This window comes from Mycobacteroides immunogenum, from assembly GCF_001605725.1.
In the GTDB taxonomy this organism is placed as follows: domain Bacteria; phylum Actinomycetota; class Actinomycetes; order Mycobacteriales; family Mycobacteriaceae; genus Mycobacterium; species Mycobacterium immunogenum.
This window is the reverse complement of record NZ_CP011530.1, coordinates 725,145-737,562: the sequence shown is the minus strand read 5'-3', so window position 1 is coordinate 737,562 and position 12,418 is coordinate 725,145. Positions and strand designations below refer to the sequence as shown.

The 12,418-nt window shown below is 64.6% G+C and carries 12 protein-coding genes; 3 read left to right on the top strand and 9 right to left on the bottom strand.

The genetic code is table 11. From position 1 onward, the window contains the following. The 3 genes from ABG82_RS03755 to ABG82_RS03745 are packed head-to-tail and all read right to left on the bottom strand — an operon-like array spanning position 1 to position 3,281. Complete coding sequence (locus ABG82_RS03755) at positions 1–909, bottom strand: acetaldehyde dehydrogenase (acetylating) (protein WP_043079736.1); 909 nt, start codon at positions 907–909, stop codon at positions 1–3. Between the two features lie 10 nt (positions 910–919). Next, a complete protein-coding gene (locus ABG82_RS03750) occupies positions 920–1,705 on the bottom strand; it encodes a 2-keto-4-pentenoate hydratase (protein ID WP_043079737.1) in 786 nt (261 codons plus the stop codon). Further along, on the bottom strand, positions 1,698–3,281 hold the full coding sequence (locus tag ABG82_RS03745) for an FAD-binding protein (protein WP_043079795.1): 1,584 nt from the start codon (positions 3,279–3,281) through the stop codon (positions 1,698–1,700). Before ABG82_RS03745 ends, ABG82_RS03750 begins: the two co-directional genes overlap by 8 nt. 145 nt (positions 3,282–3,426) lie before the next feature. On the opposite strand from ABG82_RS03745, the gene kstD reads away from it, so the two are divergent. Both kstD and ABG82_RS03735 read left to right on the top strand, forming a co-directional pair. Further along, complete coding sequence (gene kstD, locus ABG82_RS03740) at positions 3,427–5,115, top strand: 3-oxosteroid 1-dehydrogenase (RefSeq protein WP_043079796.1); 1,689 nt, start codon at positions 3,427–3,429, stop codon at positions 5,113–5,115. A gap of 9 nt (positions 5,116–5,124) precedes the next feature. After that, the gene (locus ABG82_RS03735) at positions 5,125–5,982 is read left to right on the top strand and encodes a MaoC/PaaZ C-terminal domain-containing protein (RefSeq protein WP_043079738.1); all 858 of its coding nucleotides are present in this window, start codon (positions 5,125–5,127) and stop codon (positions 5,980–5,982) included. 5 nt (positions 5,983–5,987) lie between these two features. Here the strand turns inward: ABG82_RS03735 and ABG82_RS03730 are convergent, their stop codons facing one another. Further along, positions 5,988–6,746 carry a hypothetical protein gene (locus ABG82_RS03730; protein WP_043079739.1) on the bottom strand — a complete coding sequence of 253 codons (759 nt, stop codon included), beginning with the start codon at positions 6,744–6,746 and terminating at the stop codon, positions 5,988–5,990. Positions 6,747–6,967: 221 nt separating this feature from the next. On the opposite strand from ABG82_RS03730, the gene ABG82_RS03725 reads away from it, so the two are divergent. Next, positions 6,968–7,651 (top strand): Rv3717 family N-acetylmuramoyl-L-alanine amidase, encoded by a 684-nt coding sequence (locus ABG82_RS03725; protein WP_043079797.1) that lies wholly within the window; start codon positions 6,968–6,970, stop codon positions 7,649–7,651. A gap of 5 nt (positions 7,652–7,656) precedes the next feature. Here the strand turns inward: ABG82_RS03725 and ABG82_RS03720 are convergent, their stop codons facing one another. From ABG82_RS03720 to ABG82_RS03700, 5 genes are read right to left on the bottom strand one after another with little or no spacing between them, the layout of a single operon-like run. Continuing rightward, the gene (locus ABG82_RS03720; RefSeq protein ID WP_043079740.1) at positions 7,657–8,820 is read right to left on the bottom strand and encodes a lipid-transfer protein; all 1,164 of its coding nucleotides are present in this window, start codon (positions 8,818–8,820) and stop codon (positions 7,657–7,659) included. After that, complete coding sequence (locus ABG82_RS03715; RefSeq protein ID WP_043079741.1) at positions 8,817–9,233, bottom strand: MaoC family dehydratase; 417 nt, start codon at positions 9,231–9,233, stop codon at positions 8,817–8,819. Before ABG82_RS03715 ends, ABG82_RS03720 begins: the two co-directional genes overlap by 4 nt. Then, a complete protein-coding gene (locus ABG82_RS03710) occupies positions 9,203–10,153 on the bottom strand; it encodes a bifunctional MaoC family dehydratase N-terminal/OB-fold nucleic acid binding domain-containing protein (RefSeq protein ID WP_043079742.1) in 951 nt (316 codons plus the stop codon). Before ABG82_RS03710 ends, ABG82_RS03715 begins: the two co-directional genes overlap by 31 nt. 28 nt (positions 10,154–10,181) lie before the next feature. After that, entirely contained in the window at positions 10,182–11,345 is a 1,164-nt protein-coding gene (gene fadE29 / locus ABG82_RS03705) for an acyl-CoA dehydrogenase FadE29 (protein WP_043079743.1), read from the bottom strand. Positions 11,346–11,354: 9 nt separating this feature from the next. Beyond that, positions 11,355–12,416 carry an acyl-CoA dehydrogenase family protein gene (locus ABG82_RS03700; RefSeq protein ID WP_043079744.1) on the bottom strand — a complete coding sequence of 354 codons (1,062 nt, stop codon included), beginning with the start codon at positions 12,414–12,416 and terminating at the stop codon, positions 11,355–11,357. Between the last annotated feature and the right edge of the window lie 2 nt (positions 12,417–12,418).

Sequence of the window (12,418 nt, the reverse complement as noted above, 5' to 3'; positions counted from 1 at the left end):
TCACGAAACCTTTGCAGATAGAAGTTCTTTGGCGATTTCCTCGCCGACCTTGGTCGCGGCCGCGGTCATGATGTCCAGGTTTCCGGCGTACGGCGGCAGGAAGTCGCCCGCACCCTCGACCTCGACGAAGGTGGTGACAACGTGGTTGCCGCCGTTGACCACCGACGGCTCGTCGAATTGCGGCTCGTTGAGCAGCCGGTATCCGGGCACATACTGCTGAACCTGGCTCACCACGTCGTGAATCGACGCGGCAATCGCATCGCGGTCCGCGTCCTCCGGAATGGCGCAGAATATGGTGTCGCGCATGATCATCGGCGGATCGGCCGGATTCAGGATGATGATCGCCTTGCCACGCTTGGCGCCACCGATCACCTCAACACCTCTGGAGGTGGTCTTGGTGAACTCGTCGATGTTGGCGCGAGTGCCCGGTCCTGCCGACACCGATGCGACCGAGGCGACGATCTCGGCATAGGGCACCTCGACCACACGTGACACCGCGTACACGATCGGAATCGTCGCCTGGCCGCCGCAGGTGATCATGTTGACGTTCGGGGCATCGAGGTGGGCGCGCAGGTTCGCGGGCGGCACGACCGCCGGGCCCACTGCCGCGGGGGTCAAGTCGATGGCCCGGATACCAGCTTCTTCGTAGCGTGGCGCGGCCGCCTTGTGTACGTATGCCGACGTCGCCTCGAACACCAGGTTCGGCTTCTCGTCCTGTGCCAGTAGCCAATCCACACCCTCATGCGAGGTTTCCAGACCGAAGCCGCGGGCACGCTTGAGACCTTCGGACTCGGGGTCGATGCCGATCATCCACCGTGGCTCCAGCCACTCCGAACGTTGCAGCTTGTACAACAGATCGGTGCTGATGTTCCCCGAACCGACAATCGCCACAGATGCCTTAGACGCCACAATCTCTCCTCTACTCGAAAGCCAGCCGAACCGAACCAAGCCCGGCGAACTCGGCTAAAAACTCATCCCCGGGATGCGCGTCGAATGCCCGCGTGCACGAACCCGGCAGCACCACGTCACCGGCCCGCAGGCGCACCCCGAATGAGGCCACCTTGCGTGCCAGCCACGCCACCGATGTCACCGGATTACCCAGCACCGCATCGCTTCTGCCCTCGGCCAGCTTCTCGCCGTTGCAGGTGAGCACCGCATCGATTGACTTGATGTCGATGTCCTTCGGCGAAACCCGTTGCTTCCCAATGACAAACCCCGCCGAAGACGCGTTATCGGCGATGGTGTCACAAATCTTGATCTGCCAGTTGGTGATCCGGCTATCCACCACCTCGATGGATGGCACGTACGCCGCGGTGGCCGCCAGTACGTCGTCCTCGGTGCAGTCTTCACCCGGCAGGTCGGCGGCCAGGATGAATCCGACCTCCACCTCCACCCTCGGGAACAGGAACTTGGACGCCGAGGCCGCGACATCCTCGAACAGCTCCATATCGGCCAGCAGGTGCCCATAATCCGGCTCGTGGACACCCATCATCTTCTGCATCGCCTCGGAAGATAGGCCCACCTTGTGCCCCACGACCTTGGCTCCGTCCGCTAGGCGGGAGCGAATATTCATGAGCTGGATCTCGTAGGCGTCGGTGACGTCGAAATCCGGATGCGTATCGGTGGGCGGCACGATGGCCACCCTGGTCCGTTCGGCCTCGGCCAGATCCGCGGCGATGGCCCCACGAACTTCGGAACTAAGCATCTACGTGCCTTCCAGTCTCGGTCCCGGCCCGGCGTCCAGAGAAGACGCAGTCGGCCAGGGACAATCCGCTCACATACGAATTGGAGCAGATACCCACCGCCGCACGCCCGGCGGCATAGAGGCCCGGGATCGCGGCACCCGATGTGGTCTGCACGGCACCAGTCTCCTCGTCGACGACCAGCCCGCCAAGAGTCAGCATCGGACACGGATTGAGCATGTTGGTCTTGATGGACACGTCGAACAGATAGAACGGCCCCTGCTGGATCGGCACCCTGATGTCGTCGGGCTTCCCCCATGGGTCCGGGGTGCCGTCGGCGATGGCCCGGTTGTGTTCAGACACGGTGCGCGCAAGCGCATCCGGGTCGATGCCCGCCTTGGCCGCCAGTTCCTCGATGGATCCGGCCTTCCGGCGGCCCACGTTGAGGAACGCCTCGGCCTGAATCCGCTGGAACCACAGCGTCTGCGAGCCCAACTGGCGGCGGGCCCGCTTGACCAAAGGTTTGTCGGCCACCAGGTATCCCATGCCGCCGGCCGTACGCACGATTTCCTTACCCAGCGCGGCACCATAGCGCGACTCATCAATCATCCGCTGCCCCTTGGTATCCACCAGTAGCGAACCCAGGAAGGCAGCGGGCGGCACAATGAAGCGCCACGCCGAGATCTCATCCAGATGCCCGGTCGCCGCATCCAACGGCTCGGCCAGCTTCAGCGCGGTGCCGTCATCGCCGGCGGTACCGAGCTCCAGCCCGTCCAGGTATGCCGGGGCATACCGGCGTACCAGCTCGCGATTGGCGATGAACCCGCCGGACGACAGAATCACTCCGTCATGGGCCCTGATCTCAAACGGCGTGGCGAACCGGCGCTCCAACGCGTACGCGGGAGCTTCCAAGGCCCTTCGCATCGGCGGGTAATAGATGCCCGGCTTGGTCGCATAGCGGGTCAGGCGCGAGTACGTCCGCCGCACCCAGGCCGGCGCGTCCTTCAGGGTGACCCCACGCACCCCGACAACACACCCGTCCTCGACGATCAGCCCGGTGACCCTGGTCTGCCGCCACACATCGGCCCCCAAGCGCTCCGCGGAGTGGGCCAACGGCGCGAACAATGCCTTTCCCGACACGCCCCGGCCGAACGCGCGGTGTCCGCGCTGGCGGGGTGTGGTGGCGGCACGGCCCATGCCAGAGGATTCACTGCCAGAAAAGTAGAGGTAGTAGTCGTTGGTGGGGTACGACGTCTTGAAAGGAGCCAGCGAACCTTCGAACGGAACTCCGTAACCTTGGAGCCAATCCAGCGTGTCCACGCTGCCGTCGACGAATCTCCGTAGTGTCTCGGGTTTCACCGCATCCCCGACCTCAAGCCGCAGGTACTCCAACATCAGCTCCGGGGTGTCTTCCACACCCGCGTCGCGCTGGATGTTGGTGCCGCCGCCCGCGTAGTAAATGCCCCCTGAAATGGCCGAAGCCCCGCCGCCGTCGAATCGCTCGAGGATGAGAACGGATGCCCCACGCTCCAGCGCCGCCAGCGCGGCAGACGCTCCCGCCACCCCGTATCCGACGATGACAACATCGGCCGACGGCATGTCCGAACGACCCGGCACGGGGCCTCCCTCATCGTCTTGTAGTCAAAACAGCAACGTGTTTCTGTTTTCGCCGCAACGTCACGATGTCCAGGCGATGAAACCACAGGCCAGCGTCGGTAGCGCCGGGCCGCCTCAATTCTATAACGTGTTCTACATGACTGAGCAGGAGTACGACGTCGTCGTCGTCGGGAGTGGTGGCGCCGGCATGGTCGCGGCGCTCACCGCGGCACATAACGGGCTGAGCACCGTGCTGATCGAAAAGGCCCCTCACTTCGGTGGATCGACCGCCCGTTCCGGTGGTGGCGTATGGATCCCCAACAACGAGGTCCTCAAGAAGGCTCGCCAGACCGATACGCCGGAGGCGGCCCGCGAGTACCTCTACAACATCATCGGCGACGTCGTTCCGCGCGAGAAGATCGATACCTACCTCGATCGCGGGCCGGAGATGCTCTCGTTCGTCCTCGCGAACTCCCCACTGAAGCTCGACTGGGTGCCCAACTACTCCGACTACTACCCGGAGGCCCCGGGCGGGCGCGCCGCCGGCCGCTCGGTCGAGCCAAAACCCTTCGACGCTAAGAAGCTTGGTGACGAGCTGCCCAACCTGGAGCCGCCGTACGGCAAGGTTCCGCTGAATGTCGTCGTGCGCCAGCAGGATTACGTGCGACTGAACCAGCTCAAGCGCCACCCGCGTGGTGTGCTGCGCAGCCTGCGGGTAGGCGTGCGCACCTTCTGGGCGCAAGGCACCGGCAAGAAGCTGGTCGGCATGGGGCGCGCGCTCTCGGCAGCGCTGCGGATCGGTTTGCGTGACGCTGGAGTGCCGGTCAAGCTCAACACCGCGCTGACCGACCTGTACATCGAGAACGGCTCCGTCAAGGGTGTCTACGTGCGCGAGAGTGGGGCCCCGGAGGCCTCCGAACCGACCCTCATCCGGGGGCGTCGCGGCGTAATTCTGGCCTCCGGCGGCTTCGAACACAACGAGCAGATGCGCGTGAAGTACCAGCGCGCCCCCATCACCACCGAGTGGACCGTGGGCACCAAGGCCAACACCGGTGACGGCATCCTGGCCGCCGAAAAACTGGGCGCGGCACTTGAATTCATGGAGGACTCGTGGTGGGGACCCACGGTTCCGCTGGTCGGGCGGCCGTGGTTCGCACTCTCCGAGCGCAACTCGCCCGGATCGATCATCGTCAACTCGTCCGGCAAGCGCTTCATGAACGAGTCGCTTCCCTACGTCGAGGCCACCCACCGGATGTATGGCGGCCAGTACGGCCAGGGCCCCGGCCCGGGCGAGAACCTGCCCGCCTGGCTCATCTTCGATCAGGAATACCGCAACCGGTACATCTTCGCCGGATTGCAGCCGGGACAAAAGATTCCGAGCAAGTGGATCGAATCTGGCGTCGTCGTCAAGGCCGACACCATCGAGGCGCTCGCGGAACTCACGAACCTCCCCGTCGACGGGTTGGCACAGACCATTGAGCGGTTCAACGGCTTCGCCCGCAGCGGCGTGGACGAGGACTTCGGCCGTGGCAAGAGCGCGTACGACCGCTACTACGGTGACCCCACCAACAAGCCGAACCCCAACCTTGGCGCACTGGCCAAGGCTCCGTTCTACGCGGCCAAGATGGTGCCGGGTGACCTGGGTACCAAGGGCGGTGTGCGTACCGACGTCAAGGGCCGGGTTCTGCGCGACGACAACAGCATCATCGAAGGTCTTTACGCCGCAGGCAATGTCAGCACTCCGGTGATGGGTCACACCTATGCCGGTCCCGGCGCCACCATTGGGCCGGCCATGACGTGGGGTTACCTCGCCGCGCTCGATATCGCCGGGAAGTAGGGTCCAGACATGCCTATCAATGTCGATATCGCGCTGGGCGCGGCCACCGAACCTGCCGAATTCTCCTGGACCGCATCCGATGTGCAGCTGTATCACCTGGCAATCGGCGCCGGCGCCGATCCGGTGAGCGAAACGGAGCTGCGCTACCTGCAGGACAAGACCCCGCAGGTGCTGCCGACGTTCGCGACCGTCGCCTCGGGCTTCCACGCGGTGGAGCCGCCCAAGGTGTCGTTCCCGGGGATCGAGATCGACCTGGCCAAAATCCTGCACGGCACCGAGCAGGTGACCGCACACCGGCCGCTACCGCCGTCGGGCTCCGCCCGCTCCGAGGGCAAGGTCGTGGAAATCTGGGACAAGGGCAAGGCTGCCGTCATCGTCACGGAGACAACGACATCCGACGATCAAGGGCCACTGTGGACCATTCGCCGTTCGATCTTTGCCCGCGGTGAGGGTGGCTTCGGCGGGGAACGCGGTCCCTCCGCTGCCGGCGGCGTTCCGGAGCGGGCACCGGACCTCGAAGTGTCGACGCACATCCTGCCTCAGCAGGCGCTGCTCTATCGGTTGTGCGGTGATCGCAACCCGCTGCACTCGGACCCTGGCTTCGCTGCCGCGGCCGGGTTCCCCCGCCCGATCCTGCATGGTCTGTGCAGCTATGGCGTGGTATGCAAGGCCGCGGTCGACGCGGCACTCGGCGGCGATGCCGCGCGCGTGACCTCCTATGCCGCGAAGTTCGCGGGTGTGGTGTTCCCGGGCGAAACGCTCAAGACACGCATCTGGAAGGAAGACGGCACGCTGCGGATCTCGGCGGTCGTTGCCGAACGCGAGGACGCCCCCGCGCTGGCCGATGTGGAGCTGCTGTACACATAACCCGGCTAGTACCACCGTAGACCGCGGTAGCGATGCACACCCAACGCGAGCACGGTGCCGACAGTCCACACCGCGATGCCCAAGCCGAGCTCCAGTAGGGAGCGCTCGGTGAGTGGCATGGAATGGAAAACGTTGCGCCCGAATATCGCTCGCGGAATGCCGCCCACCGGTGCCACCAGGTAGTAGACGCCGTACGGCAGGGCCAGGTAGAGGAGCCATCGCGTGGTGGCCAGCAGGTCGCCACGTTGCCGCCAACGTTCACTCAGCGGCCGGGCCACCATAGGAAGCAGCACCGACACCAGATTGCCCAAGCCCAACCAGCTCACGATGTGCACGGCGACATCGGGCACCGTGATCGCGGTCTGAGTTGCCTGCTGCCGGTGAATGGTCAGGTAGGCAGTCAACACAAGCGTCGACAGTCCCGCGACGAGGAACAGTGCGATGTTCTTGACCAGCATGACGTGCAGAAGAGACCGATGCCCTTGCAGCGCGTGCCTGACTCGATCGGCATCCAGACCCAGCATGTTGGTCACCGACACATCGGCGAAGATGAACATGGCGAAGTACGTGCCGACCAGCAGCGCCCAGTCGCGCGTGCGCCCGTGTTGGGTGATTGGCTGCCAGATGATCAGGTAGGCGATCGACAGCGCGAGGTTCAGCCCCAACCCCTCCAGCCATCGCCGTGGCGGCCGGAAGGTCTCGGCGAGGTCCCTGAGCAGACGGGTAGACACGCCTGACGCGGTCGCCGTCTCCCGATACGTCATTGGCCAAGCATCGCCGCGCTTTCTGTCAGAAAGCTGTGACTGCGATACGGTTTCGTCTCGGTCACAGTTCAACCGAGCCACATGTCTGAGACTGGTAACCCAGGTTCGGGGCATACCGTTCCCGCGTGCAGACCTCCCCGTGCGGTCCCGCCAAGCGGTCCCGCTGCCTCTCGCGACGCGATGTCCTCAAATACGCCTCGAGCGTGCCCGTCCTGCTGAGCATGCCGGCCATGCTTTCCACCGCCGTACCGGCCCACGCATCCCCCATCGCGGGCAAGATCGTCTTCCTCGATCCCGGCCACAACGGCGCCAACGATGGCTCGATCACCCGGCAGGTCAGCGACGGCCGGGGACGTACCAAAGACTGCCAGACCAGCGGCACCGCAACCGATGCCGGCTTTCCCGAGCACACCTTCAACTGGAACGTGGTGTTGCATATCCGCCAGGCTCTCACCGTGGCCGGGGTTCGCACGGCGCTCTCACGCGGTAACGACAACGCGCTCGGCCCCTGCATCGATCAGCGTGCCGCGACCGGCAACTCCTTCAAGCCCGACGCGATTGTCAGCATCCATGCCGACGGCGGCCCCCGCGACGGCCGGGGATTTCATGTCAACTACTCGAATCCACCGATCAACGAGGCGCAGGGGGCTCCGACGCTGCGCCTGGCCAGCACGATGCGCGACCAGCTCAAGGCCTCGGGATTCCAGCCGTCGACCTATCGCGGAAACGACGGCCTCTACGGACGTTCCGACCTCGCCGGGCTCAACCTGGCCCAGTACCCGGCAATCCTCATCGAGTGCGGAAACATGAAGAACAGCGACGACGCCGCCATGCTGTCCAGTTCCGATGGCCAGGCGCGACTGGCATCAGCGATCGCGCAGGGCATCGCCAGGTTCCTGACCTGAGTCGATTACCCCAGGATGAGGCCGGACGTCGGCACTCCGGTGCCCGCGGTGACGAGCACATGCTCGACGTTGGGTACCTGGTTGACCGATGTGCCGCGCAACTGACGCACACCCTCGGCGATGCCGTTCATACCGTGGATGTAAGCCTCGCCGAGCTGACCACCATGCGTGTTGATCGGCAGCTTGCCGCCCAGCTCGATGGCGCCGTGGGCGATGAAGTCCTTGGCCTCGCCCTTACCGCAGAAGCCCAGCTCTTCTAGCTGCAGCAGCGTGTACGGGGTGAAGTGGTCGTACAGGATCGCGGTCTGAATGTCATTGGGCGTCAGGCCCGATTGACCCCAGAGTTGCCGACCGACCAGACCCATCTCCGGCAGGCCGAGCTCGTCGCGGTAGTACGAGTACATGGTGAACTGGTCTTCGCCCGAACCCTGCGCGGCGGCTTCGATGACCACCGGCCGATTCTTGAGGTCCTTGGCGCGCTCTGGAGTCGTCACCACAATCGCCACCCCGCCGTCGCTTTCCTGGCAGCAGTCCAGCAGCCGCACCGGATCGGCGATCATCCGCGAATTCTGGTGGTCCTCAATGGTGATCGGCTTGCCGTAGAAGAAAGCCTTCGGGTTAGTCGCGGCGTGCTTGCGGTCCGCCACCGAAACGGCACCGAAATCCGCACTCGTAGCGCCGTACTCGTGCATGTACCGGCGAGCGACCATCGCCACCGAGGCCGCCGGCGTGCTCAGCCCGTGCGGGTACGACCAGCTGTACTCCACGCCCCGAGAATCGGCGGTCGAGCTCAGCCCGGTCATCACCTGGCCGAACCGGAACTCCGAGCGCTCGTTGAAAGCGCGATACGCGACAACGACTTCCGCGACACCCGCGGCTACCGCCAATGCGGCCTGCTGCACCGTCGCGGCCGCGGCCCCACCGCCGTATCCGATCTGGCTGAAGAACTTCAGCTCACCGATGCCGGTGGCACGCGCGACCGCCGTCTCGAGATTCGAGTCCATGGTGAAAGTCACCAGGCCGTCGACATCCGACGGAGACAGCCCCGCATCGTCGAGCGCGTCGAGCACAGCTTCGGCGGCCAGTCTCAGCTCGGATCGTCCCGACTTCTTTGAGAAGTCGGTGGCGCCGATACCGGCTATCGCGCTGCGCCCAGATATCCCGCTCATTCGGCCCCGATCGTCAGCGTGACCTTGGCGGTGACATGCGCACCAAGGCTGTTGTTGCCCACCACATCCACTGCCACGACCCCGTCCTCGACGGACACCACCTCGCCGGTGAAGACCGTGGTGTCGTAGGCGTACCACGGCACACCCAGGCGCAACGCAATCGATTTCACGCGGGCAGAAGGTCCGGCCCAGTCGGTGACGAAACGCTCCACCAGGCCGGTGTCGGACAGGATGTTGATGAAGATGTCTTTGGATCCCTTGGCCTGCGCCAGATCCCGATCGTGGTGCACATCCTGGAAATCGCGGGTCGCGAGCGCCGTCGACACGATGAACGTCGGAGTGCCTTCGAGTTTCAGCTCGGGCAGCTTCTCGCCAACGGTGGTCACTTTGCCTCCCAGGCGTACAGGGTCCATGCCGGGCTATCGCCCTCGGCGGGGAAGTCCAGATACGTCACCTGAACCGGCAATCCGATCTGCACATCGTCGGGCGATACCCCGCGCAACTCACCGAGCATCCGGACACCCTCTTCGAGCTCCACCAGCGCGATCACGAAAGGCAGTGTGCGACCGGGCACCTGAGGGGCGTGATGCACCACGTAGCTGTACACCGTGCCGTGGCCGCTGGCCACCTGATACTCGATGGGAGCGTCTTTGTCCTGCCACACAGCAGGAACGGGCGGATGCTGGAGCGAACCGTCGGGGCGCCGCTGCAGTCGCAGCTCATGCGCCGCGACGCCCTCCCAGAAGTACGCGCTGTCTCGCGACCAGGACGGGCGCATCAGTTTCGACGGATCCAGATCGTCCGGCACGTTGGCCGGCTTTTTGGCACCCGGCCGGAACTTCATGATGCGCCAGTTCATCTCGTTGACCAGCTCGTCGCCCACATGCCATTCGGCGTGGATGTTGATGAACCAGCTCTCGCCCAGCGCCGTCTGCTTGGGCCCGAAGACCTCGGTCACCTCATTGGTGGTGGTGACCTGCTCGCCCAGCCGCAGATAGCGGTGATAGATCTGCTCATAGTTGGTGGCGACCACCGACTCGTAACCCGCCGCGTCGAGAAGCGCCATCACCCGGCCCAGCGGGTCATCGCCGGACCGCTCGCCGTACAGCCCCGCCATGGTCCATACCTGCGCCATGGCGGGCGGGGCGACGATGCCCGGGTGCCCGGCGGTCTTCGCCGCCTGCTCGTCGACATAGATGGGATTGCGATCACCCATCGCCTCGACCCAGTTGTTGATCATGGCCTGGTTCACCGGATCCCGCGCCAGACGGGGCGCGCTGGGGCCGTCGTCCTTGATCTTGGCGAAGCCCTCCTGGATATCCACTACGGTCATGATTGTCCGTTCTTCGCGCAAGCGCTCATCACCGCGGAACCCTTGGAGTACCGAGCCCTGCCGTTGCCACCATCTCCCGCATCACCTCATTCACGCCGCCACCAAAGGTGATCACCAGGTGGCGCTTGGTTTGTGCGTCAAGCCATTCCAATGTCTCGGCGGTGTTCGCGTCGGCGGGGTCGCCGTAGCGGCCCACAACGCCTTCACTCAGCCGGCCAAGCTTCTGAATCCATTCGGTCGCAAGGATCTTCGTCGCCGCGGCATCGGCCATGCTGATGTCATCGCCCGACGAGGCCACCTGCCAGTTGAGCAGCTCGTTGAGCCGCCAGACCGCCTTCATCTCACCGAGTACCCGTCGCACGTCCTCATGCGACAGTGGTGCCACGCCATCGGGCCCCGGCTTGGCGGCCCATTCATAGACGCGGTCGTACATGCCCGCGATCCGCCCGGCCGGGCCGAGTGACACCCGCTCATGATTCAGCTGGGTGGTAATCAGCTTCCAGCCCAAGTTCTCTTCGCCCACCAGCATTTCCACCGGAACCCGAACATCGGAGTAGTAGGTCGCATTGGTGTGGTGCGCACCATCATTGGTGATGATCGGCGTCCAGGAGTAGCCCGGGTCCTTGGTGTCGACGATCAGAATGGAGATGCCCTTGTGCTTGGGGGCGCTGGGGTCGGTGCGGCACGCCAGCCAGATGTACTGGGCCTGGTGCGCCCCGGTGGTGAAGATCTTCTGCCCGTTGACGACGTAATGGTCGCCATCGCGCACCGCGGTGGTACGCAAGGACGCCAGGTCGGTCCCCGCCTCCGGTTCGGTGTATCCAATGGCGAAATGGATTTCACCGGCCAGGATTCCGGGCAGAAACTTCTTCTTCTGCTCCTCGGTGCCGTACTTCTGCAGGGTCGGCCCCACGGTCTGCAGCGTCACCAGAGGCATCGGCACATCGGCACGGATGACCTCGTTCATGAAGATCTGCTGCTCCAGCGGACCGAATCCATGGCCGCCGTACTCCTTGGGCCAGCCGACACCGAGCCAGCCGTCCCGCCCCATCCGGCGCACCACGGCCTCATAGGACGAGCTGTGCCGGTCGACCATCATGTCGCGGGTCTCATCGGCGGTGACGAGGTTCGAGAAGTACTGTCGCAGCTCGCTTTGTAGCTTCGCCTGTTCCGGCGTGAGGTCAATCAGCATCGCTTGCTCCTAACCCTGCGCCGCGGCAAGAACATCCAGGCGCTCGGAAGACCCGCCGACCAGACGGCTCAGGTCCTTGATCGTCGAGTAGTAACGGTTCATCGGGTACGTGATGTCCACACCGAGACCACCGTGCAGATGGTGGCAGATCTGCATCACCCGCTGAGCCTCCGCGGCCATCCAGAACGCCACAACATCCAGGTCCTCGGTGGCGTCCAACCGCTCAGACAGGCGCCAAACAGCAGAAGTGACACCAAGGTTCAGCGTCCGTGAGACCACATAGACGTCCGCGAGTTGCTGCGATACCGCCTGGAAGGTGGCCAACGGCTTGCCGAACTGCACCCGGTTGGACACGTGGTCGGCGGTCAGGCGCAACGCACCCGACACCAGTCCGTCGGCGTATGAGCCGATCGCGGCCAGGGCGAACTCATTGAGGCGCGTCACCGAACCATCGAGGATGTCCTGCGCAGGAACCGCGACATCAGAGAAGGTCACGGCGTACTCGGCGGCCTTACTGGCCGTGGGTGTCCGGGCGATCGTCACACCCGGGGTGTTAGGTGCCACCACAACGACGCCATTGTCGGTGGTGACAAGTATCCAGTTTGCCTCGGCGGCATGAAGAACGCCGATCTTTCGGCCATTCAATATCAGCGTGGACCCGTCGTTCACCGCGGAGACAGCAGGCGCCGACGGAAGGGCACGACCCGGCTCATCCAGGGCCGCCGTCAAGATCGCACCCTCGCCGACACCGGCGAGATACCTGTCCTGCTGCTCGTCAGAGGCGAGCACCAACAGCGGCACCACGCCGAAGCCGAGCGTGGCCAGCGCCGGGGTCAACGCACCGCGCTTGCCGAGAACCCGCAGCGCGACCGACACCTCGGCCAGCCCCAGGCCATCGCCGCCCAGCCGTTCCGGCAGCGGCAGGCTCAGGACACCGTTGTCCGCGAGCACCTTCCACAGCGTCTCGTCGTATCCGATCTCTGGCACCACACCGACGAATGCACGATCGGCAAGCACCGCTTCAACCACGTCAGAGACAGCCTGCTGCTCTTCCGCGAAAGCGAAATCCATTA

Coding starts and splice junctions, on each gene's coding strand:
- ABG82_RS03700 (WP_043079744.1), bottom strand. CDS start 12,416: ATGGATTTCGCTTTCGCGGAAGAGCAGCAGGCTGTCTCTGACGTGGTT.
- ABG82_RS03725 (WP_043079797.1), top strand. CDS start 6,968: ATGCCGGCCATGCTTTCCACCGCCGTACCGGCCCACGCATCCCCCATC.
- fadE29 (WP_043079743.1), bottom strand. CDS start 11,345: ATGCTGATTGACCTCACGCCGGAACAGGCGAAGCTACAAAGCGAGCTG.
- ABG82_RS03720 (WP_043079740.1), bottom strand. CDS start 8,820: ATGAGCGGGATATCTGGGCGCAGCGCGATAGCCGGTATCGGCGCCACC.
- ABG82_RS03735 (WP_043079738.1), top strand. CDS start 5,125: ATGCCTATCAATGTCGATATCGCGCTGGGCGCGGCCACCGAACCTGCC.
- ABG82_RS03710 (WP_043079742.1), bottom strand. CDS start 10,153: ATGACCGTAGTGGATATCCAGGAGGGCTTCGCCAAGATCAAGGACGAC.
- ABG82_RS03745 (WP_043079795.1), bottom strand. CDS start 3,281: ATGCCGTCGGCCGATGTTGTCATCGTCGGATACGGGGTGGCGGGAGCG.
- ABG82_RS03730 (WP_043079739.1), bottom strand. CDS start 6,746: ATGACGTATCGGGAGACGGCGACCGCGTCAGGCGTGTCTACCCGTCTG.
- ABG82_RS03715 (WP_043079741.1), bottom strand. CDS start 9,233: ATGGACCCTGTACGCCTGGGAGGCAAAGTGACCACCGTTGGCGAGAAG.
- ABG82_RS03750 (WP_043079737.1), bottom strand. CDS start 1,705: ATGCTTAGTTCCGAAGTTCGTGGGGCCATCGCCGCGGATCTGGCCGAG.